Origin of the sequence: Streptomyces cinnamoneus (assembly GCF_014650495.1) — a bacterium.
Classification (GTDB): domain Bacteria; phylum Actinomycetota; class Actinomycetes; order Streptomycetales; family Streptomycetaceae; genus Streptomyces; species Streptomyces cinnamoneus.
The window spans coordinates 1-19,478 of sequence record NZ_BMVB01000047.1 but is presented as its reverse complement, the minus strand read 5'-3'; the positions used below and the strand labels follow the sequence as shown (position 1 = coordinate 19,478).

The following is a 19,478-nucleotide window of genomic DNA, read 5'->3' as shown; positions in this document are numbered from 1 at the left end:
GGCGGTCAGCGGCAGCGCATCGGCATCGCCCGCGGCCTGGCGCTCAACCCGGAGATCATCATCTGCGACGAGCCGGTCTCGGCGCTGGACGTCTCGGTGCAGGCGCAGGTCGTCAACCTGATGGAGAAGCTGCAGGACGAGTTCAACCTCTCCTACATCTTCATCGCGCACGACCTGTCGATCGTCCGGCACATCTCCGACCGCGTCGGCGTGATGTACCTGGGCAAGATGGCCGAGATCGGCACCGACGTGCAGATCTACGACCACCCGACGCACCCGTACACGCAGGCGCTGCTGTCGGCCGTCCCCGTCCCGGACCCCGACGCGCGCGAGGGCCGCGAGCGGATCATCCTCACCGGCGACGTCCCGTCCCCGGCCAACCCGCCGTCCGGCTGCCGCTTCCGCACCCGCTGCTGGAAGGCGGAGGACAAGTGCGCGGAGGAGGTGCCGCTGCTGGCGGTGCCGGAGGTGTTCGCCGGCAAGAAGACGCCGGCGGCACACGAGTCGGCGTGCCACTTCGCGGAGGAGAAGCAGGTGGTGGGCGCGGCGTCATGACGCCGTTCCCGTAGCGGGGGCTTTCCGCCGGCCTGGGCCGGCGGGGAGCCCCCGTTCCCGTGTGCGGGGCCGGACGGAGTAGTTTCTGGATCATGAAGTCCGGCCTGCCCCGCCCCTGCACCAGCACGCGCACCAGCACCAGCACCCGCATCCTGTTCGTCACCGACCTCGCCTACGAGGCCAAGGGGCGGCGCTACTGCGACGAGGACATCTTCCTGTCGTCGCGGCTGCGCGAGGACTTCGACGTGGCCCTGTGCCACCCGCTGGATGCGGCGGCTCTGCTGGAGACAGGCGCGTTCGCGGTGGTCGCGGTCCGCAACAGCGGCCCCGTGCTGCACTATGCGGCCGCGTACGAGGACTTCCGCGCCCGGGCGACGCGCGCGGGCGTCCCGGTCTACAACCAGCTGACCGGCAAGGCCGACATGGCCGGCAAGCAGTACCTCCTCGATCTCAGTGCGGCGGGCTACCCGGTGATCCCGACGATCGACCGTGCGCAGGATGTGGCCCGGCTGCCGGAGGTGGCCGAGTACGTGGCCAAGCCGAAGGCGGGCGCGGACTCGATCGGCCTGCGGTTCCTGGAACGGCCGGAGCTGGCCGGGCTGCCGTGGGAGGACGGCGTCCTCGTCCAGCCCCGCATCCACTTCCGCTACGAGGTCTCGTTCTACTTCATCGACGACGCCTTTCAGTACGCGCTGTACGCTCCGGACCCGGAGCGGCGCTGGAAGCTGGAGCGCTACGAGCCGACGGCCGAGGACCTGGCCTTCGCGCAGCGCTTCATCGACTGGAACGCCATCGAGCACGGCATCCAGCGGGTGGACGCCTGCCGCACCCCGGAGGGCGAGCTGCTGCTCGTGGAGCTGGAGGACCTCAACCCGTACCTGTCCCTGGACCTGCTGGACGAGGGGACGCGCGAGGCGTTCGTGTCGAACCTGAAGGCGTCCCTGCGGGCCCTGCCTACGGCATCGGTTCAGTAGAACGTCCGCCCGCCGGCCCCCGAGGAGACCGACCACACTTCGGTGATGCGCCCGCCGCTGAACCGGAGTATGTCGGTCCCGCTCCGGGAGACGACGTGCCCGTCGTCGCCGGTGAAGTCGGCGAGATAGGGCCGCGCCACGACGCCGTGCGGCGCCGCCCCGCCGAGACCCTCCGTGTCGACGACAGCGGGCCCCTCGGCGACGAACCGCAACCCGGGCCGCCGCCGATGCCACCCCGCGATGACGTCCGCGAGCTCGGCGGGCCGCCGGACGTCGTCGAACGCCTCGGTCCCCGCCTGCGCGTACCGCAACCGGAACTCGGGCGCCATGATCTGCCCGGCCAGCCCCGTGTCGCCGTTCCACATGGCGGTCCACCGGTCGTACAGCTCAACCCCGAACTGACGCATGCGAATCTCTCCCCCGTAGGTCGTGTCCCGTCAGCGGTCCTGACTACTGGAACGGACTGTAGCGGGAGGGTCTGACAACGCAGGTCCGAAGCGGGTTGGGGCGGCTCGGATGGCGGGTGTGGCGGGAGTCGCCTACGGTTGTGGTCGGATGTTCGGGAATTCGAACACCTGAGCCTTTCATGGAGGTCAACCATGAACCCTCTTCGAACCCTCGCCCTGGCAGCCGCGCCCACCGCGATGCTGATCGGCCTCTCTGCTGCCCCCGCGATGGCCGCGGACGATCCCGCGCCGAACCCGCCGGCAACCGTGAGCATCAGCCCTGCGAAGCAGCAGGTCAAGACGTGGCACTGGATGGGTAATTACGGATCGGTCAACGATGTGGCCAATGCCGCCAACGGCTTTGGCGCCGGTGCCGGGGAATTCGTCACCCAGAACATCAACGGCTTGTGGGCAACGTTCATGTACTACTGAGCCGATGCGGCTCGGTAGTGCCGCATTGCCGCAGTGCCCGTCCGTGGCCGCACGTCACGGGCGGGCACCTGGGTTGCGATTCCTGCCGGTGACATGGTCTGCTCAGCCGAACCAGGAGACCTGCACGACGACGATGCGTTCACCCCGGACATCGGTCAAATACGTGATCATGACCTGGCCGCGGCTCTCGGTACGCAGTCCCGGGCCGGGTCCGTTATAGGACGCGCCATCGAGAAAGACCATGGAAGCGCGCGTGGCGACTTCCTGGGCCAGGCGTCCGACCTCGGCCGTCGCTTCGGGAGCGAGGCCGTTGAGGAAGTCGTCCGGGTCATGCTCCCAGTGCCAGTCAGCCACCCTCGACCTCACGGTGTGCCGCGCGGACGATCTCACCGATCTCCCGGATCGCCTGCTCTCTCACGTCCGGGTCTTCGCTGTCCATCGATCGCTCGGCGTCGTGCAGCCGCAGTGCGGTCTGCGGGTGGCGTTCGATCTCGACAACCACGCCCCAGCGCCGGTAGAACATCCGGATCGGTACGACGCTGTCCTCGTCGCCGGCCTGAACGAACGTGTTCTGCATGTCCTCGAAGAACTCTGTGAGGCGTGACGGAGCCACCGTGGCGACGGCCTGGCGCAGGGCGGGCAGGGTCAGTGCGGGCTTGGAAATGATCGGGCCATCGTGCTCGGCGTGCTGTGCGGTCATGCGCCGTCCCTTTCCGTCGCGGAGTTCCCTGTCAGCCCGCGGTCAGGATAGCGCCGACGGCAAGGATGACAGGGCGGGTCGCGCCTGTCGCTGCCTCAGCTGCGCGGCGTTGAGGAGGCCAGGGGAGTGCCCCGGGACCACAACTCCTCGGCGTGTTCCACGAAACGGGAGAACATCCCGCTGTCACCGTGCCGTCGCAGGTGGAGCAGCGGCGAATCGTGACCGACCTGCCGGGCCAGGTGGGGCGTGACGAGGACTTCGTCGTCGAAGCGGAAGACGGACAGCGAGACGTGATTGGTGGCATCGGCGGGTGCGGAGAACCGCGCTTCCAGGCCGTCTGTCCTGCCCATCGCGGCCAACTGTTCCGTGGTTGTCCTGATGCGTGTCGACACGGTCATGGCGACGTCTTCGATCTCTTCGCGCTGACGGGTCACGATCCCGTCGGGATCGCCGATCAGGAAGCGGACGCGGCAGCCTTGCGCGGCCTTTCGCCGCAGCATGCCGGGGAGGTCGGGCACGTGGGTCCAGAGGAAGTAGGACGTGTACCCGCCGAAGAACAGCTCCTCCGTCGCGCCGACGGTGAGGTCGCCTCACACAGTGGACGGGCACGCTGACCGGTACGGGTAGCTCTGGACGATCTCCTGGTCGCTACCGGTCTTGAGCCGGTCCCTGACGGCCTTGGGCCACAACACCGATGCACGCTCCCGTCACACCAACGTCATTCGAAGTTCAGGTCCTTCGAGACATAGGACCCCATGCCGGGCTCGGTGTAGATGAGGCCCTCGGCGCGCAGGGCGCGGTGCACCTTGTGTGCTGTCTGGGTGGCGATGCCGAACTCTTCCATGAGTTGAATGACAGACGGTACGCGCGTGCGAGGCGCGTACGTGCCGTTCTTGATGCGCTGCCGAATCACTTCGGCCACTTGGCGCCAGCGTGGAATGTCGGGAGCGAATTCGATCACATGAGCACGCTAAGGGCGCCATGTCGTTCATGCAACGGGCGGGTTGCTTCTAATTCTCGACATTGCGACCGTTCTATAGTGTTGCGCTGCTAGCGTCTTGGCCTGCTGAAAGACCCCGGCGACCGCTGCAACCGGTCCCGGGGCATGGCCAACGCCGCATGAGGAGCGTCGACATGACGAAGCTTAACTTCCGATGGTTCGACTGGGCGAGGGCTCGGCTCTCGTCCGCGAAACCGATCAGTACCGACCGGCGGTGTGCCGCGGCCCCCGTGGTGCGGCCACCTGCGAACCTGCCGCGTCCCGCCTTCACCGTCCGCGTGTCCGCGCACGGCATCGACTTCATCCCGTGCTCGGAGGATGGCCGATGAGCGAGACGAACCGGCCCGCGACCGCGGGCGACGCGCTGCGTGCCAAGGTTGCCGAGGTCAACGCGCGGAGTCGGCGGGGGAGGGGGCAGCCCGAGGTGGCGGCGCTCCCGTCGCCACCGTGCGAGACGTGTCGGCAGATCAAGGGCAGTCGCTACCGGGCCGTCGAGGCCGGCGACCGTCAGGAGGCCGCCCGTATGGCGGTGGCCATGGGCATCCACCAACGGGAGGCGCACTGAGGCGTCCGGTTGCGGGAAGGGCAACGTGCCGGTCAGGCCGGACGGGGGCGTGAGCGGAAGGTGCGGCGGTAGGTGTCCGGGGGCACTCCGACCGTGCGGTTGAAGTGCCGGCGCAGCGTCGTGGCGGTGCCCATGCCGGTGGCCGTGGCGATGACGTCGATACCGTCGTCGGTGGTCTCCAGCAACTCCTGGGCGCGGCGGATCCGCTGAGCCAGCAGCCATTGCAGCGGCGTCGTTCCGGTCACCGACCTGAAGTGGCGGCCGAGGTGGCGCGAGCTCATCCGGGCCTGACGGGCCAGGTCCTCTACGGTCAGTGGATGGTCGAGTCGTTCGCTCACCCAGGGGAGCAACTCGGCGAGCGGGTGATGGCCCTGGGCGGGCAGGGGAGTGGTGACGAACTGGGCCTGGCCCCCGGGCCGGTGCGGCGGGACGACCAGGCGGCGCGCGAGCGCGTTGGCGGTCGACTGGCCGTGGTCGAGGCGGACCAGGTGCAGGCACAGGTCCATCGCGGCGGACTTGCCGGCGGAGGTGAGCACGCTGCCGTTGTCCACGTAGAGGACGTCCGGGTCCACCTCCACGCGCGGATAGCGGGCGGCCAGGTCTCCGGTGTGCGCCCAGTGCGTCGTCGCGCGCCGCCCGTCCAGCAGGCCGGCGGCGGCCAGCACGAACGCGCCGGTGCAGAAGGAGACCACGCGCGCCCCGGCCTCGTGGGCCGCGCGCACCGCGTCGACGAGGTCGGCCGGCGGATCCTCGTCGACATCGGCCCAGGCGGGGACGATCACCGTAGCGGCGCGCGGAAGGTGGTCGAGTCCGTGGTCGGGCTCCAGTGTGAACCGGCCGACCCGCACCGCGCCCGGCCCGCAGACCACGACGCTGTACCCGCGCCCGGCACCGGCGGGAAGGCTGTTGCCGAACACCTCTTGAGCCACGGAGAGTTCGAAGTGGAGCATGCCGTCGGTGACGGCGAGGGCGACAGTTCCGGGGTCGGTGTCCACGTCCGGAATTGTACGGGTCGTGTCGTTCCGGACACTCGTGTGGGCGACTCGCGCTCGCCAGGATGTCCGTACGGACCGCCGGTGGACTGCCGCCGGATCATTCAGCAACGGGGGAGAACCCATGGGATCGGAACGTGCCGTAGCGGTGTTCGGCGCGTACGGGCACACCGGACGCTTCGTGGTGGCGCACCTGCGAGAACGCGGGTTCATCCCCGTGCTCGCCGGTCGCGACCCCGGCAAGCTGCAGACGCTGGCAGCATCCGCTCCGGGACTCGACGCCCGCCCGGCATCGGCCGGGGACCCTGACTCGCTCGACCGCGCGCTGGCCGGCACAGCGGCAGTGATCAACTGCGCCGGGCCCTTCGCCACCACAGCCGCCCCCGTCATCGAGGCGGCACTGCGCGCCGGCATCCCGTATGTGGACGTGACGGGCGAGATCGAGTCCGGCGTCGATACGTTCGCGGACTTCACGGACCGTGCCCGCGCGGCGGGAGCGGTGATCGTCCCCGCGATGGCTTTCTACGGCGGTCTCGGCGACCTGTTGATCACCGCGGCGATGGGCGACTGGACGGCGGCCGACGAGGCACACATCGCCTACGGACTGAGCAGCTGGCACCCCACCGCCGGAACACGCGCCACGAGCAAGGTCTCCCGCCAGAGGCGAGGCGGCCGGCGCATCCGCTACGCCGACGGGCAGCTGGAGTACCGCGACGACGCGTCACCCACGCTCCACTGGCCCTTCCCCGACCCCATCGGCCCCCACGCCGTCATAGGGGAGTTCACCACGGTCGACGTCGTCACCGTTCCCAGCCACCTGTCCATCCCCCACGTGCACACGCACATGACGGTCGAGGCGGCCAGGGAGGTGCTGGCCCCGGACACTCCGACGCCCGCCGTGACCGACGCGCACGGACGGTCCGCGCAGACTTTCCTCGTCGACGCCCTCGTACGCCGCGACGGCACCGAACGCCGTGCCGTGGCGCGGGGCCGGGACATCTACGCCGTCACCGCGCCGCTCGCGGTGGAAGCGGTCCACCGCATCCTCACCGGCCGGACCCGGGCGACCGGTGTCACCTCCGCCGGCAAGATATTCGACGCACCCGACTTCCTCCACGCACTGTCGCCGCACATCTCCGTGGACCTTCACTAGCGGGCCGCCGGCGCCGCAGAAGGTCGGAAACGAACGAGCGACCATCGCATTGAGGCTGCCTGCCCGAACCCTCAGCGGCGCGGGCTGCGCAGGAGGGTCGCCGTGAGGGCGGCGGCGGTCAGGAGCAGGCCGGCGCCGACCGCGAAGGCCAGGTGGTAACCGCCGGTCAGGGAGGCGGCCGCGGTGTGGCCGGCGGACTCCAGGCTCTCGGTGCGCGAGGCCGCCAGGGTGGAGAGGACGGCGACGCCGAGCGCCATGCCGATCTGCTGGGTGGTGTTGAACAGGCCGGAGGCGAGGCCCGCGTCCTCCTCACCGGCGCCGGACATGCCCAGCGTGGTGAGGGCCGGCAGGGCAAGGCCGAAGCCGGCGGCCAGCAGCATCACCGGCAGCAGGTCGGTGACGTAGTCGGCGTGCACCGGCAGCCGGGTCAGCAGGCCGAGCGCCAGGACCAGCAGGGCGAGGCCGGCCAGCAGGACACGGCGCTCGCCGAAGCGGGCGTTCAGCCGGGCCGAGACCCCGAGGGAGACCGCCCCGATCACAACGGCGGCCGGGAGCATGGCCAGGCCCGTCGCGGCGGCGCCGTATCCGAGGACCTTCTGGAGGAAGAGGGCGACCAGGATCTGGAAGGAGAACAGCGCGGCCACCATCAGCATCTGGACGAGGTTCGCGCCGACCACGGTGCGGGAGCGGAAGATCCGCAGCCGCATCAGCGGGGTGCGGGCCTTGGCTTGGCGCAGGGCGAAGGCGGCCAGCAGGGCGAGGGAGAGCGCCCCGAGGCCGAGGGTGTGCGCAGAGGTCCAGCCGTACTGCTCCACCTTGACGACGGTGTAGATCCCCAGGCTGAGTCCGGCGGTGACCAGGAGCGCGCCGAGTACGTCGGCCCCCGAGCGCAGCCCCAGGCCCCGGTCGGCGGGAAGCGCGGGGGCGGCCATCAGTAGCGCGGCGAGCCCGATGGGCAGGTTGATGAAGAAGATCCAGTGCCAGTCGAGCGCGTCGGTGAGGATGCCGCCGAGCACCTGACCCAGGGAGGCTCCGGCCGCACCGGTGAAGGAGAAGACGGCAATCGCCCTGGCGCGCTCGCGGGAATCGGTGAACAGCGTGATCAGAATGCCGAGGCTGACGGCCGAGGCCATCGCACTCCCGAGCCCCTGGAGGAAGCGGGCCGCTATGAGCACCGCGGGGGAGGCGGCGAAGCCGGCGAGCACCGAGGCGGCGGTGAAGACGGCGGTCCCCGCCAGGAACATGCGCTTGCGGCCGATCAGGTCGCCCAGGCGACCGGCGAGCAGCAGCAGACTGCCGAAGGCGATCAGATAGGCGTTGACCACCCAGCTGAGGCCGCCGGGGGTGAAGCCCAGGTCGTTCTGGATGGCGGGCATCGCAACGGTGACGATGCTGCCGTCGAGGACCGTCATCAGCATGCCGGTGGAGAGCACGGCGAGTGCTGTCCAGCGGGAACGCAGCCCCTGGGCCGCCGCCGCCTGGGCGGTGGCGCGCGGGGTGACGGTGACGAGGGGGGCGGGGGCATCCGTAGCCACAGGCATGGGCTTCTCCAGTCAGTGAAGGCGACTAGCGAGACCGTAGCAGATAGTTTTGTTGCAGACGATTTCTTTCGGATCGAATTGCTAGGCTGGGGGCATGACTGCGATGGCGCCCACTCGGACCGAACCTGACCTCTCCTTCCTTCTGGACCACACCAGCCACGTCCTGCGCACCCGCATGGCCGCCGCCCTCGCCGAGATCGGCCTCACCGCCCGCATGCACTGCGTCCTCGTGCACGCCTTGGAGGAGGAGCGGACCCAGATCCAGCTCGCCGAGATCGGCGACATGGACAAGACGACGATGGTCGTCACCGTCGACGCCCTTGAGAAGGCGGGGTTGGCCGAGCGGCGGCCGTCCACCAAGGACCGCCGGGCCCGCATCATCGCCGTCACCGACCAGGGCGCCGCCGTTGCCGTCCAGAGCCAGCGCATCGTCGACCAGGTCCACGCCGACGCCCTCGCCTCCCTCGCGGCCACCGACCGCCAAGACCTTCTGCGCGTCCTGAAGCAACTCGTCGAAGGCGACCTGGAGTCCCCCTCCGAAAGCCCCCGCCCGGCGCGCCGCGCCCGTATGTGACATGCCGTCCGAGGCCCGCCGACGGCTTCGAGTTGCTGCATCCGACGTGCTCCGGCGGCTGTGGTGAGGATCTGAGGAAGTACGGCACTCCGGCTGTCGCCGGGACCTCGGGGCCGGCCCCGAGGTCCCGGCGACAGCCGGAGCTGCCGCTCGGGCCTGACGCTTCGGGCCTGCCCGGGCTTACTGGGCTGCCTGGGTGTGGCGGGCGCGGGCGCGGTCGGGGTAGCGGGCGGTGAACGCGGCGGGGAGAGCGAAACCGGCGGCCTGGATGGCTATGGATGCGTTCGTGCCGAGGTCGTTGGCGTCGGCTATGGCCAGTGCGGTGGCGGCCAGGGTGAAGGCGAGGGCCCAGGCGGTCGTGATCACGACGTTGATGCGGCGGAAGAGGGGCGTGTTCCACACCTGCGGCGGCGCCTGTCGCTTGGCGATGCCGGTGGTGAAGGGGTGGCCGACGGCGAGGGTGGCCCAGGCGGTGAGGGCGAGCCAGCCCAGCGACATGGCGCCGCCGAAGTGCTGCAACTCGCTGTGCGGGAGGGCGAAGGCCAGGGCGGTCAGTGCGGCGAAGTAGCCCGCGGTGCTGTGTTCCAGGATCAGTGACTGCCGGGCGGTGCCCGCCTGGTGTTCCTTGATCAGCAGGGCGACGGCGGTGGCCAGCCCCGCGACGGCGCCCCACTGCCAGCCGTAGGAGGAGACGACCGCGAAGGCGATCCAGGGCATGAAACCGCGCAGATAGTTCATCAGGAAGTCTCCTCGATCAGTGGCCGGACGCAGCCAGGTGCCGGGCGCCGACCCCCTCGGCCGACATTCCAACTATGACATGTCAGTAGTGGACTGTCCACCCTCGACATGTCGATCGTGGAGGGTAGAGTGGGGGCATGAGCCTGAGACACGCGATGCTGGGCCTCCTGGCGAACGAACCGGCCAGCGGCTACGACCTGATGAAGAGGTTCGAGACCTCGCTGAGCAATGCCTGGCCGGCAACCCAGAGCCAGGTCTACGGCGAGCTGGCCAAGCTCGCGAAGGCCGGCCTGCTGGAGGTCTGTGCGGAAGGCCCCCGCGGCCGCAAGGAATACGCCATCACGCAGGACGGCCGCGCCGAGCTGCACCGCTGGCTGACCGAGCCTCACCCCGACACCGTCCGGCGCAGCGAAGCGCTGCTCCGCGTCTTCTTCCTCAACCACCTCACACCCTTGGAGGCGGTCACCTACCTCACGGGCGAAGCCGAACGCGCGGCCGGGCAGCGCGCGGCGCTGGCGGAGCTGGAGCAGAAGGTGGACTGGGGCGACGACCCGCTGTCCGTCAACGGCCGCCTCGCCATCGAGTACGGCCTGCGCTTCACCGCCATGCGCGAGGAATGGGCCCGCTGGGCCGCCGAAGAACTCACCAAGGCCCGGGGGAAGTAGGGGCGTCGCCCCGATCAGCTCTCCGCGTTCACCTTGAGGTGCTCGGCCAGTTGCTGGAGGACCGTCCACGCCTGGGCGTCGGTGCCGTCCCCGAGGGGGTAGTGAACGGCCGGGCCGAGTTCCACGGGGCGGAGGTCGAGCGGGGGGCGGCGGGCGTGGGGGAGGCCCATGCGCCGGACGTCGGCGGCGCCCAGGGTGAAGGAGAGGGGGATGGGCGGAGCCTCGAAGTGCGGGGGGACGGTGAGGTCGCGGCGGCCTCGGCGCAGGGAGGCGAGCAGGGAGACGAGCCCGTGCTCCTCGACGAGGGTGCGGGCGAGGGACTCGACGGCGTCCAGGGGCGGGGTCTCGTCCTCGCCGTAGCCGATGGTGAGGGTGATGTCCTCTGCGACGCCGTTCTCGGCGCGGGTGACGCGGGAGGTGGCGAGGGCGGGGCGTTCGGGGGCGCCGACGGCGAGCAGGTGAGTGGGCTCGGGGGACCGTTCGCGGGCGAGGTCGGTCAACTGCTGCGCCGACCAGGCCAGATTGACGGGCTCGGCGGTGCCCCAGCCGGCGGGCGCGGCGCCGGTGAGTGCGGTCCACGCGGCCCCGAGGGCCCGCCCGAGGACGAGGTCGTCGGTGACCTCTTCATGTAGCACGCGGAACGCGACGACGAGCTGCCGTTCGGCGGCGGGCGCGGCTTCCGTGAACGCCGCGGCGACCGACGCCGCGCCGGCCTCGTCGCGGACGGGGGTGAACGTTCCGTCCTGCCAGTGGAGTACGGCGCCGGAGAGACCGTCGTAGTAGCCGCAGTCGGGGTCCTGGACGACCCAGCGGTTGGGGGCGCCGGTCAGGGCGGTGCGCAGGGGAAGGCTGAGGCGTACGTGGGGCGGGGTGACGATCTGCAGGGCGAGTCCGGCCGCGGCGACCGTACGCACGATCTCGGACATCCACGCGTTGAGGGCGACGACGGGGCGGTCGGCGAGGACCACGGCGGTGGAGTCGGTGAGCACGTCGACGGCGAGTCCGGCCTCGGCGGGCCATACCGCACCGCCGAGCAACGTGGTCAGCCGCCCCGCCACCGATCCGGCGAGCGGCACGGCCTCGGGCAGCGCGGTCGAGGCCCGGACCTCGGTCCACCAGTAGGGGACCGGGGGCGCCCCGACCCCGTCACCGAGCAGCCGCTCGGCCTCACCGGGCACGTGCACGAGCAGCGGCGCCTCCAACGAGACGAGCGGCCGCCCGTCCACCGCCCGCAACTGAACGACGGCCCCGTCATTGACCCCGGCCGCCTCGACATCGGGCCCGCCCGCGTAGAGCCCGGCGACGATCGACCACGAGTCGGGCATCTTGGGCGTGAGCGCTATGACGTCTTTCACGGGGGTGTCCAATCGGGCCGGTACGCGCTTCTACGCTGGCGGGCATGAGTGATCTGTACGAGCTTCAGCTCGCGTGGGAGCTGGGTGACACCGTGCTGGAAACCGACTCCGGCGGCACCTGGGGCTGCTTCCGGCGGTCGAGCCGCAGATCGGCATCATAAAAATCAGGCAAGGCCCGCTACTCGCCCACCACGGTCCCGTGCCGTGCATCGGTCGCACATTGGGGAGGCCGGGACGGCTGCCAGTTCGTACCGCTGCCATCCCGTGGTTTTCGAGGTACCCAGACTTGCCTAGTTGCGCCCTCGTGTCCGGAGGGACTGAACCGCGTCTGTTAGCTCGACCAGGCGATCCTGCTCGACTGACGGCATGGAGTACCCCGAGGCGCGGATCTTGGACGTGAACTCGTCCGGCAGGAGCAGATGGTAGGTGACCACGTAGAACCAGAGGTCGCCACGCCACACCCAATCCCCGTCGGTGAACAGCGAGCTACCGCCGACAATGCTTTCTCCCGACCCAAGCACGTCATCCACGACACCCATGGAGGCGAAGAGTGCGTGCCCGTTTCGGAGGTAGGCCGCGACTTCCTGCTCGTTGGGCTGCGGCGAGTTCGACACGAAGTCGCCGATATTTCCGTCCCAATCGGAGCTCGACGGCCAAAGCTCTCTGTAAAAGCCGAGTGCCTTCATGTGACACTTCCTTTCAGGGGAATTATCGAGCCATGGGGAGGAAGGTCCTCCAGTAGCCATCATTCTGCACCTCCGGTACCTGGCCCTTACCGCGGGACGGGTAGATGCCCACCTCGTCGGTCGGCGCCATCACCGGGACGCCGAGATCGTTGGCCACCTGCTGAGCCGCGGGGATGTCTGATATGCCTTCCTTGACTCGACCGGTGTGGCAAGAGATGAGCCTGATCGGCTCTCCCCTGTAGCTGGGATTGTTTCGGATCGCCTCGACTATGTGTGTTGCGTGCACTTCACCCGGCGGGAAGTCGACTCCCATAGCGTTCTTTCGGCCAGGCATGAAGAACCCCTTGTCATTTCCGTGGACGACCACATCGTGGTAGCCCTCAAGCCGCGCTGTGAGGTCACGGTTCAGCTGCGTCATGGTGTCGTAGCCGATCGTCGTCAGGTTCGGCTCGTGGTAGACGTGGTCGCCCGTCGACAGCACGATGTCGCCGTGTTCCTTGGGAGGAACGGGAATCTTCGACTTCGGGTCCTCATGCGGAGGTGTGTAGTCGCGCATGGTGTGCGCCGGATCCGTGTCAGCCGTGGCAGTGTGGTCGCCCGGTGTCTCGTGATGGGAGTCTGGCCGGTCCACGGCAGGGCCGTGACCGGAGTCACCACTATCGACCGAGCTGTGATGCGTTTCCTTCGGGCTGTCATGGTCGTGCGGAGCGTGCTGGAAGTCGCTGCCTGCCCCATGCCCTCCTGCGCTGTGACCTCCCGTGGCCGCACTCGGAGTGGGGGCTGCCCCGCCGCCCGGCGCATGGCCGCCCGCCCCGCCGTGCCCGCCCGCCGAGGCCGTGGCTTCGCCGCCGCCGTTGCGGACGCCTGCGGTGACCAGCGCGTCGTCCTGCCGTGCTCGGGCCTCCGGCCGGTGGCTCGTCGCCTCCGCCGCGCGTTCCTCCGCCGACAGTTCCTTCTTGACGTCCTTCGCCGGCTGGAGCTCCTTGCCGTGTTCGTCGTAGAGCGCGCCGGTCTTCTTGTCCATGTAGACCGGCTTGTCGTTGCGGTCGAGGAACGTCGCCACGTCCTCCGGCAGGCCCGCCGGGCGCTTCGGCAAGGCCGAAGTGGCCGCGTCGCCAGGGATCTTGAACGCCTCGTCCGCGAGGTGGAACGTCGAGCCCGCCCGCAGGTTCTTCAGGCCCGACATCAGGTCGCCGACCTTGACGTAGCCGAATTTGGCGGCCTTGCCGACGTACGTCATCGGGTCGACGATCCGGCCCGCCTTGCCCAGTACGGATGCCGTCCTGGCCAGGGCTCCGCCCTTCGCCGCGGCGCCCGAGCCGCCCGTGAAGACCGTCGTGAGGACGTTGAAGGAGACGCCGCCGGCCGCGCGGGCCGGGTTCTTGCCCCACTGGTCGTAGGCGACGAGGGCCTTGCCGGTCTCCTTCACCGTCGTGCGGGAGTCGCGCACCCAGCGGGGGAGTTTGTCGTCGGGGAGTGTCCAGAACGCCGTCCCCAGGGGGCTGGCCGAGATGACCAGGCCCGTGGCCAGCTTTCCCAGGCCCGTCCACGCCTGGCCCGCCTTGTCCCAGCCCTCGGTGCCGACCAGCGTGCCCAGGCCCTTGACCGTGCCCCACACGCCGTCGACGATGAAGCCGTCCCAGACGAAGCTCTTGACCTGGTGGCCGAGCCAGGCGAGGCCCGTGTACTCGCGGTTGGCCTTGGAGCCCCAGGGCGTCTTCTCGGCGTGGGCGAGATCGCTCGCCCGGTAGCCGTACATGTTCTGCTTGTGCGTGCCGTCGTCGGGGATGAGCGGGGTGCCGTTGACCAGTGCGACGATCTTGTCGTGGCAGGCGCGCTCGGCGTCGTGGAAGGCGGCCACGGTGGCGTTGACGCTGTTCCACAGATTGTTGTTGTGGTCGACCTTCTTCTGGTCCCGGCGCCAGTGGTCGTCGCCCTCGATGCTGCTGACGAACGCGATCGCCTCGTCCTTGAGGTTGCCGAGCCTGGTCGCCAGGGGCTTCACGGTGGACGCGTAGGAGCTCAGCGCGGAGGCGACCTTCTCCAGGTCGTCCGCGAAGGCGTCCGACTTGGTCTCCACCGGCTTCGTGGTGGCGAACAGCTTCTCCGCCTCCGGCGCCTTGTAGCAGGCCGACAGCCCCTGGAAGGAGGAGTGCACGGCCGCGCCGGAGCTCCGGAAGAGCTTGGCGTCCGCGGTCAGTGCCTTGGTGTCGGTCTCCAGGGTGCCCAGGTTGCCGATGAACTGGGGGATGCCCGAGGGGACGATGAGTTCTTTGTCGCTCATTTCTTCCCCTGCCCGGGCATGTCTATCTTGGGCTCGGCCAGCGCCTTGTGCTGTGCGTTCGCCGCCAGCTCCAGGTCTCCCTCGACGTACTTGCGGGTGGCCTCGGCGGCTCCGTTCAGCGAGTTGGCGGTACGTTTCGCCACGTAGATCAGGTCGCGCCCCCACTTGTTGCCGAATTCGGCCAACGCCGCCGCGACGGGGCCGGTCGGGGCCGGTCCGCAGTACATGCCGCTGATCGTGCCGGCCGCGGCCGCGGCGCTCGGCAGGGTCTTCTGCACCCCTTCGCCGGCCTTCGCCAGGCCCTCGGCCGCCGTCGCCACCTTGCCGAGCACGCCGCCCACCTCGGATGGCCTGATGTCCCAGCCCGTCATCGAAAGCCCCCTTCCCCCGGCCTCGGCCAACCGATGACCGGAACCCATCAATCCGGTTTGCTGGTGATCCCCTGTCACATCAGCCCCACCGAACCGCATCCATGTCTACAGAAAGGACGTTCGGTATGCAAACGCGTTCGCGGCTCGTGTCGCCGGGCTCAGGCGGGCTGCCCCGACGCCCTTGCCGCACTCCCTCTGCTCGCGCATACGGGCGGTTTCTCCCCACACCCGCCCTCGGAACGCCGCCCCGAGTCACCTCATAGGGTGTTATTTGGGTCTACGTCAGATGCGGTGACACGGGACCCGAGGAGGCACCCCATGCCCGGACCCATGCCCGGACGCATGCGCGGCACGGCCGCCCTGGTCGCCTGCGCGACCGGAGTCGCGCTGCCGGCGCTGGCCGGATGCGGCGGTGGCGGAGCCGGCAACACCGCCGGGGTCGTGCGGGCCTCGTGGGGGGATCCGCAGGGGCCGCTGGAGCCGGCGAACACCAACGAGGTGCAGGGCGGCAAGGTCCTCTCCATGATCTTCCGGGGGCTCAAGCAGTACGACCCCAGGACCGGCGAGGCCCAGAACATGCTCGCCGAGAAGATCGACAGCGCCGACCAGCAGACCTTCACCATCACGGTCAAGGACGGCTGGATGTTCAGCAACGGCGAGAAGGTCACCGCCAAGTCCTTCGTCGACGCCTGGAACTACGCGGCCCGCGTCGAGAACAAGCAGAAGAACGCTTCCTTCTTCCAGGACATCCAGGGCTACGACAAGGTCCACCCGGCCAGTGGGTCCGCCTCGGCCAAGACGATGTCCGGGCTCGTGGTCAAGGACGAACGGACCTTCACCGTCACGCTGCGCACCCAGTTCTCCACCTGGCCCGACACCCTCGGCTACGCCGCCTACGCGCCCCTGCCCAGAGCGTTCTTCGACGACCACGCCAACTGGATCAAGAAGCCCGTCGGCAACGGCCCGTACATGATCGACTCGTACGCCAAGGGCTCGGCCATGCGGCTCAGCCGCTGGGACGGCTACCCCGGCGACGACAAGGCGAAGAACGCCGGCGTGGAGCTGCGCGTCTACACCGACAACAACACCGCCTACACCGACCTGCAGGCCGGCAACCTCGACATCGTCGACGACATCCCCAGCGCACAGCTGAAGAACGTCAAGAACGACCTCGGCGACCGCTACCTCAACCAGCCCGCCGGCATCATCCAGACCCTCGTCTTCCCGATGTACGACGCGAACTGGTCCCGGCCGGGGAAGGAGAAGGTCCGTCGCGGCCTGTCCATGGCCGTCAACCGCGACGAGATCACCCAGCAGATCTACCAGAAGACCCGCACCCCGGCCACGGACTGGACCTCCCCGGTGCTCGGCGAGAAGGGCGGCTACAAGGCCGGCCTGTGCGGCGACGCCTGCACGTACGACCCCGGCCGGGCCAGGAAGCTGATCGAGGAGGGCGGCGGCCTGCCCGGCGGCAAGGTCACCATCACCTCGAACGTCGACACCGGCTCCCACCGCGTGTGGATGGACGCCGTCTGCAACAGCATCAACAACGCCCTCGGCAACGACAAGGCGTGCACCGTCAGCCCCGTCGGCACCTTCGCCGACTTCCGCAACCAGGTTTCCGACCAGCGCATGACCAGCATGTTCCGTTCCGGCTGGCAGATGGACTACCCGCTCGTCCAGAACTTCCTGCAGCCGCTCTACTACACGGGCGCCTCCTCCAACTACGGCAAGTTCAGCGACGCGCAGTTCGACCGGCTCGTCGACGAGGCCAACGCCGAGTCCGACACGGAGAAGGCCGTCGGGAAGTTCCAGGACGCGGAGAAGATCCTCGCCGACCAGATGCCCGCCATCCCGCTCTGGTACCAGAACGGCAGCGCCGGCTACTCCGAGAACATCGGTGGCGTCGAGCTCAACCCCTTCAGCGTGCCCGTCTACGAACGGATCACCGTCAAGTAAGCCCGTCCCAGAAAGGCCCTGGTCCCCATGGGACGGTATGTGATCCGGCGGATGCTCCAGATGATCCCCGTGTTCATCGGCAGCACGTTCCTGATCTTCTTCATGGTCTACGCCCTGGGCGACCCCGTCGCCGCGCTCTTCGGCGACAAGGCCCCCGACCCCGCCACCGCCGCCCGCATCCGCAAGGACCTCTACCTCGACGCACCGCTGTGGAAGCAATACCTCCACTACATGCGGCAGATCCTCACCGGCAACTTCGGCACCGCCTTCAACGGCCAGGAGGTCACCGAGCTGATGGCCGACGCCTTCCCGGTGACCCTGCGGCTGACCCTCGTCGCCATTCTTTTCGAGATCGTCGTCGGCATCACCCTCGGCCTCCTCAGCGGGCTGCGGCGCGGCCGCTCCCTGGACACCTCCGTCCTGCTGATCACCCTGGTCGTGGTCTCCATCCCGACCTTCGTCAGCGGCTACGTGCTGCAGTACCTCCTGGGCGTGAAGTGGAGCGTGGTCTCCCCGTCCGTATCGCCCGCCGCGCCCTTCGCCGAACTGCTCCTGCCGGGCGTCGTCCTCGCCCTGACCTCCCTGGCCTACGTCACACGGCTGACGCGCACGTCCATCGCCGAGAACTCCCGCGCCGACTACCTCCGCACGGCCGTCGCCAAGGGCCTGCCCCGCCACCGGGTCGTCACCCGGCACCTGCTGCGCAACTCCCTCATCCCCGTCGTCACCTTCATCGGCACCGACATCGGCGCCCTGATGGGCGGGGCCATCGTCACCGAGCGCATCTTCAACATCCACGGCGTGGGCTACCAGCTCTACCAGGGCATCCTGCGGCAGAACTCGCCCACCGTCGTCGGCTTCGTGACGATCCTGGTCATCGTCTTCCTGGTGGCGAACCTGCTCGTCGACCTCCTCTACGCCGTGCTCGACCCGAGGATCCGTTATGCCTGAGCCGCCGCTCCCGCAGACCGACCCCTCCGATCCCAACGCCACCATCACCCCCGGGGGCGGCGGGGCGATGTCCCTGGCCACCAGCGACGCGGAGACCCTCGAAGGCGGCCCGATCCCCGGCGGCGCGGAGAGCGGCAAGGCCCGCAGCCTGTGGTCGGACGCCTGGCACGACCTGCGGCGCAACCCCGTCTTCGTCCTCTCCGCGCTCGTCATCGCCTTCCTGGTGCTCATCGCCCTGTGGCCCTCGCTCATCGCGAGCGGCAACCCGCTGTCGTGCAACCTGGCCAAGGCCCAGCAGGGCTCCCAGCCCGGCCACCCCTTCGGCTACGACGCCCAGGGCTGCGACGTCTACACCCGTACGGTCTACGGGGCCCGGGCCTCGATCGCCGTCGGCGTCTGCGCCACGGCCGGCGCCGCACTGCTGGGCGGCGCGCTGGGCGGCCTGGCCGGGTTCTACGGCGGCTGGTGGGACGGGCTGCTCTCGCGCCTGGCCGACGTCTTCTTCGGCATCCCCATCATCCTGGGCGGGCTCGTCTTCCTGTCCGTCGTCACCGGCGGCTCGGTGTGGCCGGTGGTCGGCTTCATCGTGCTGCTGGGCTGGCCGCAGATCTCCCGCATCGCCCGCGGCTCCGTCGTGGGCGCCAAACAGCACGACTACGTCCAGGCCGCCCGCGCCCTCGGCGCCGGCAACCGCCGTCTGCTGCTGCGGCACATCGCCCCCAACGCGGTGGCCCCCGTCATCGTCGTCGCCACCATCGCGCTGGGCACCTACATCGCGCTGGAGGCCACCCTCTCCTTCATCGGCGTCGGCCTCAAACCGCCCACCGTCTCCTGGGGCATCGACATCTCCAACGCCTCCAGCCAGATCCGCAACGCCCCGCACATGCTGCTGTGGCCGGCGGGCGCGCTGAGCGTCACGGTGCTCGCCTTCATCATGCTCGGCGACGCGGTGCGCGACGCCCTCGACCCCAAGCTGCGCTGAGGAGCCGGACAGGATGGAACAGCCGACGACGCTGCTGGACGTGCGCGACCTGCACGTGGAGTTCCGCACCCGCGACGGCATCGCCCAGGCCGTCAACGGCGTCAGCTACACCGTCGGCGCGGGCGAGACGCTCGCCGTGCTCGGCGAGTCAGGCTCCGGCAAGTCCGTCACCGCCCAGGCCGTCATGGGCATCCTCGACTCCCCGCCCGGCTTCGTCACCGGCGGCGAGGTCCTCTTCCGCGGCCGGAACCTGCTCACCATGGGCGAGGAGCACCGGCGCCGGGTGCGCGGCGCCAAACTCGCGATGATCTTCCAGGACGCCCTGTCCTCGCTCAACCCCGTCATGACCGTCGGCGCCCAGCTCGGCGAGATGTACGAGGTCCACCAGGGCATGACCCGCAAGGACGCCCGGGCGCGCGCCGCCCAGCTGATGGACCGGGTCCGCATCCCCGCCGCCCACGAGCGGGTGCGGGACTATCCGCACCAGTTCTCGGGTGGCATGCGTCAGCGCATCATGATCGCGATGGCGCTGGCCCTGGAGCCGGACCTGATCAT

23 protein-coding genes are annotated in these 19,478 nt (G+C 69.5%); 11 read left to right on the top strand and 12 right to left on the bottom strand.

From position 1 onward, the window contains the following. On the top strand, positions 1–555 hold a 555-nt coding region (locus tag IE182_RS30935; protein ID WP_190113310.1), incomplete at its 5' end, for an oligopeptide/dipeptide ABC transporter ATP-binding protein. 92 nt (positions 556–647) lie between these two features. Then, positions 648–1,529 (top strand): hypothetical protein, encoded by an 882-nt coding sequence (locus IE182_RS30930; protein ID WP_190113309.1) that lies wholly within the window; start codon positions 648–650, stop codon positions 1,527–1,529. Here the strand turns inward: IE182_RS30930 and IE182_RS30925 are convergent. Next, a complete protein-coding gene (locus IE182_RS30925; protein WP_190113308.1) occupies positions 1,523–1,936 on the bottom strand; it encodes a nuclear transport factor 2 family protein in 414 nt (137 codons plus the stop codon). The two genes, IE182_RS30930 and IE182_RS30925, sit on opposite strands and share 7 nt — an antisense overlap. A gap of 192 nt (positions 1,937–2,128) precedes the next feature. Here IE182_RS30925 and IE182_RS30920 point away from each other — a divergent pair, with 192 nt between their 5' ends. After that, positions 2,129–2,407 (top strand): hypothetical protein, encoded by a 279-nt coding sequence (locus IE182_RS30920; RefSeq protein WP_190113307.1) that lies wholly within the window; start codon positions 2,129–2,131, stop codon positions 2,405–2,407. Between the two features lie 102 nt (positions 2,408–2,509). Here the strand turns inward: IE182_RS30920 and IE182_RS30915 are convergent, their stop codons facing one another. The 4 genes from IE182_RS30915 to IE182_RS30900 all read right to left on the bottom strand — a co-directional run bounded on the left by IE182_RS30915 (position 2,510) and on the right by IE182_RS30900 (position 4,068). Continuing rightward, on the bottom strand, positions 2,510–2,761 hold the full coding sequence (locus tag IE182_RS30915; protein ID WP_190113306.1) for a hypothetical protein: 252 nt from the start codon (positions 2,759–2,761) through the stop codon (positions 2,510–2,512). After that, positions 2,754–3,107: a thiamin pyrophosphokinase gene (locus tag IE182_RS30910; RefSeq protein WP_190113305.1), complete on the bottom strand. Its 354-nt coding sequence runs from the start codon at positions 3,105–3,107 to the stop codon at positions 2,754–2,756. The genes IE182_RS30915 and IE182_RS30910 overlap by 8 nt, the downstream gene beginning before the upstream one ends. A gap of 95 nt (positions 3,108–3,202) precedes the next feature. Then, positions 3,203–3,625, bottom strand: a complete 423-nt coding sequence (locus IE182_RS30905) for a hypothetical protein (RefSeq protein ID WP_308432191.1) — start codon at positions 3,623–3,625, stop codon at positions 3,203–3,205. Between the two features lie 200 nt (positions 3,626–3,825). Next, on the bottom strand, positions 3,826–4,068 hold the full coding sequence (locus IE182_RS30900; protein WP_229845278.1) for a winged helix-turn-helix domain-containing protein: 243 nt from the start codon (positions 4,066–4,068) through the stop codon (positions 3,826–3,828). 364 nt (positions 4,069–4,432) lie between these two features. Between IE182_RS30900 and IE182_RS30895 the strand changes: the two genes are divergently transcribed. Then, positions 4,433–4,672, top strand: a complete 240-nt coding sequence (locus IE182_RS30895) for a hypothetical protein (RefSeq protein WP_190113304.1) — start codon at positions 4,433–4,435, stop codon at positions 4,670–4,672. A 32-nt stretch (positions 4,673–4,704) separates the two neighbouring features. Here the strand turns inward: IE182_RS30895 and IE182_RS30890 are convergent, their stop codons facing one another. Continuing rightward, on the bottom strand, positions 4,705–5,667 hold the full coding sequence (locus IE182_RS30890) for a helix-turn-helix domain-containing protein (protein WP_268249648.1): 963 nt from the start codon (positions 5,665–5,667) through the stop codon (positions 4,705–4,707). A 121-nt stretch (positions 5,668–5,788) separates the two neighbouring features. On the opposite strand from IE182_RS30890, the gene IE182_RS30885 reads away from it, so the two are divergent. Continuing rightward, positions 5,789–6,817, top strand: coding sequence for a saccharopine dehydrogenase family protein (locus IE182_RS30885; protein ID WP_190113302.1), 1,029 nt, complete (start codon positions 5,789–5,791; stop codon positions 6,815–6,817). 71 nt (positions 6,818–6,888) lie between these two features. On the opposite strand, the gene IE182_RS30880 is transcribed toward IE182_RS30885, so the two are convergent. Beyond that, the gene (locus IE182_RS30880; RefSeq protein ID WP_190113301.1) at positions 6,889–8,358 is read right to left on the bottom strand and encodes an MFS transporter; all 1,470 of its coding nucleotides are present in this window, start codon (positions 8,356–8,358) and stop codon (positions 6,889–6,891) included. Positions 8,359–8,452: 94 nt separating this feature from the next. Here IE182_RS30880 and IE182_RS30875 point away from each other — a divergent pair, with 94 nt between their 5' ends. Then, the gene (locus tag IE182_RS30875; protein WP_190113300.1) at positions 8,453–8,932 is read left to right on the top strand and encodes a MarR family winged helix-turn-helix transcriptional regulator; all 480 of its coding nucleotides are present in this window, start codon (positions 8,453–8,455) and stop codon (positions 8,930–8,932) included. A 180-nt stretch (positions 8,933–9,112) separates the two neighbouring features. Here the strand turns inward: IE182_RS30875 and IE182_RS30870 are convergent, their stop codons facing one another. Continuing rightward, positions 9,113–9,670 (bottom strand): hypothetical protein, encoded by a 558-nt coding sequence (locus tag IE182_RS30870; RefSeq protein WP_190113299.1) that lies wholly within the window; start codon positions 9,668–9,670, stop codon positions 9,113–9,115. Between the two features lie 137 nt (positions 9,671–9,807). Here IE182_RS30870 and IE182_RS30865 point away from each other — a divergent pair, with 137 nt between their 5' ends. Beyond that, positions 9,808–10,335: a PadR family transcriptional regulator gene (locus tag IE182_RS30865; protein WP_190113298.1), complete on the top strand. Its 528-nt coding sequence runs from the start codon at positions 9,808–9,810 to the stop codon at positions 10,333–10,335. A 14-nt stretch (positions 10,336–10,349) separates the two neighbouring features. Here IE182_RS30865 and IE182_RS30860 read toward each other — a convergent pair whose 3' ends face one another. From IE182_RS30860 to IE182_RS30845, 4 genes are all read right to left on the bottom strand, one after another. Next, on the bottom strand, positions 10,350–11,660 hold the full coding sequence (locus IE182_RS30860; RefSeq protein ID WP_190113313.1) for a DUF6177 family protein: 1,311 nt from the start codon (positions 11,658–11,660) through the stop codon (positions 10,350–10,352). Between the two features lie 320 nt (positions 11,661–11,980). Beyond that, the gene (locus tag IE182_RS30855) at positions 11,981–12,376 is read right to left on the bottom strand and encodes a hypothetical protein (RefSeq protein ID WP_190113297.1); all 396 of its coding nucleotides are present in this window, start codon (positions 12,374–12,376) and stop codon (positions 11,981–11,983) included. 22 nt (positions 12,377–12,398) lie between these two features. After that, complete coding sequence (locus tag IE182_RS32345; RefSeq protein WP_229845277.1) at positions 12,399–14,660, bottom strand: DUF8616 domain-containing protein; 2,262 nt, start codon at positions 14,658–14,660, stop codon at positions 12,399–12,401. Then, on the bottom strand, positions 14,657–15,031 hold the full coding sequence (locus IE182_RS30845; protein WP_190113296.1) for a DUF6507 family protein: 375 nt from the start codon (positions 15,029–15,031) through the stop codon (positions 14,657–14,659). The genes IE182_RS32345 and IE182_RS30845 overlap by 4 nt, the downstream gene beginning before the upstream one ends. 342 nt (positions 15,032–15,373) lie before the next feature. Between IE182_RS30845 and IE182_RS30840 the strand changes: the two genes are divergently transcribed. The 4 genes from IE182_RS30840 to IE182_RS30825 form a co-directional block, all read left to right on the top strand. After that, entirely contained in the window at positions 15,374–16,990 is a 1,617-nt protein-coding gene (locus IE182_RS30840; RefSeq protein ID WP_190113311.1) for a peptide ABC transporter substrate-binding protein, read from the top strand. Positions 16,991–17,017: 27 nt separating this feature from the next. After that, on the top strand, positions 17,018–17,941 hold the full coding sequence (locus IE182_RS30835) for an ABC transporter permease (protein ID WP_190113295.1): 924 nt from the start codon (positions 17,018–17,020) through the stop codon (positions 17,939–17,941). Next, positions 17,934–18,923, top strand: a complete 990-nt coding sequence (locus IE182_RS30830; RefSeq protein ID WP_190113294.1) for an ABC transporter permease — start codon at positions 17,934–17,936, stop codon at positions 18,921–18,923. The genes IE182_RS30835 and IE182_RS30830 overlap by 8 nt, the downstream gene beginning before the upstream one ends. A gap of 13 nt (positions 18,924–18,936) precedes the next feature. Then, positions 18,937–19,478: ABC transporter ATP-binding protein (locus tag IE182_RS30825; protein WP_190113293.1), on the top strand; the 542-nt coding region annotated here is incomplete at its 3' end.

Coding starts and splice junctions, on each gene's coding strand:
- IE182_RS30930 (WP_190113309.1), top strand. CDS start 648: ATGAAGTCCGGCCTGCCCCGCCCCTGCACCAGCACGCGCACCAGCACC.
- IE182_RS30925 (WP_190113308.1), bottom strand. CDS start 1,936: ATGCGTCAGTTCGGGGTTGAGCTGTACGACCGGTGGACCGCCATGTGG.
- IE182_RS30920 (WP_190113307.1), top strand. CDS start 2,129: ATGAACCCTCTTCGAACCCTCGCCCTGGCAGCCGCGCCCACCGCGATG.
- IE182_RS30910 (WP_190113305.1), bottom strand. CDS start 3,107: ATGACCGCACAGCACGCCGAGCACGATGGCCCGATCATTTCCAAGCCC.
- IE182_RS30895 (WP_190113304.1), top strand. CDS start 4,433: ATGAGCGAGACGAACCGGCCCGCGACCGCGGGCGACGCGCTGCGTGCC.
- IE182_RS30885 (WP_190113302.1), top strand. CDS start 5,789: ATGGGATCGGAACGTGCCGTAGCGGTGTTCGGCGCGTACGGGCACACC.
- IE182_RS30880 (WP_190113301.1), bottom strand. CDS start 8,358: ATGCCTGTGGCTACGGATGCCCCCGCCCCCCTCGTCACCGTCACCCCG.
- IE182_RS30875 (WP_190113300.1), top strand. CDS start 8,453: ATGACTGCGATGGCGCCCACTCGGACCGAACCTGACCTCTCCTTCCTT.
- IE182_RS30870 (WP_190113299.1), bottom strand. CDS start 9,670: ATGAACTATCTGCGCGGTTTCATGCCCTGGATCGCCTTCGCGGTCGTC.
- IE182_RS30865 (WP_190113298.1), top strand. CDS start 9,808: ATGAGCCTGAGACACGCGATGCTGGGCCTCCTGGCGAACGAACCGGCC.
- IE182_RS30860 (WP_190113313.1), bottom strand. CDS start 11,660: ATGCCCGACTCGTGGTCGATCGTCGCCGGGCTCTACGCGGGCGGGCCC.
- IE182_RS30855 (WP_190113297.1), bottom strand. CDS start 12,376: ATGAAGGCACTCGGCTTTTACAGAGAGCTTTGGCCGTCGAGCTCCGAT.
- IE182_RS32345 (WP_229845277.1), bottom strand. CDS start 14,660: ATGAGCGACAAAGAACTCATCGTCCCCTCGGGCATCCCCCAGTTCATC.
- IE182_RS30845 (WP_190113296.1), bottom strand. CDS start 15,031: ATGACGGGCTGGGACATCAGGCCATCCGAGGTGGGCGGCGTGCTCGGC.
- IE182_RS30840 (WP_190113311.1), top strand. CDS start 15,374: ATGCGCGGCACGGCCGCCCTGGTCGCCTGCGCGACCGGAGTCGCGCTG.
- IE182_RS30835 (WP_190113295.1), top strand. CDS start 17,018: ATGGGACGGTATGTGATCCGGCGGATGCTCCAGATGATCCCCGTGTTC.
- IE182_RS30830 (WP_190113294.1), top strand. CDS start 17,934: ATGCCTGAGCCGCCGCTCCCGCAGACCGACCCCTCCGATCCCAACGCC.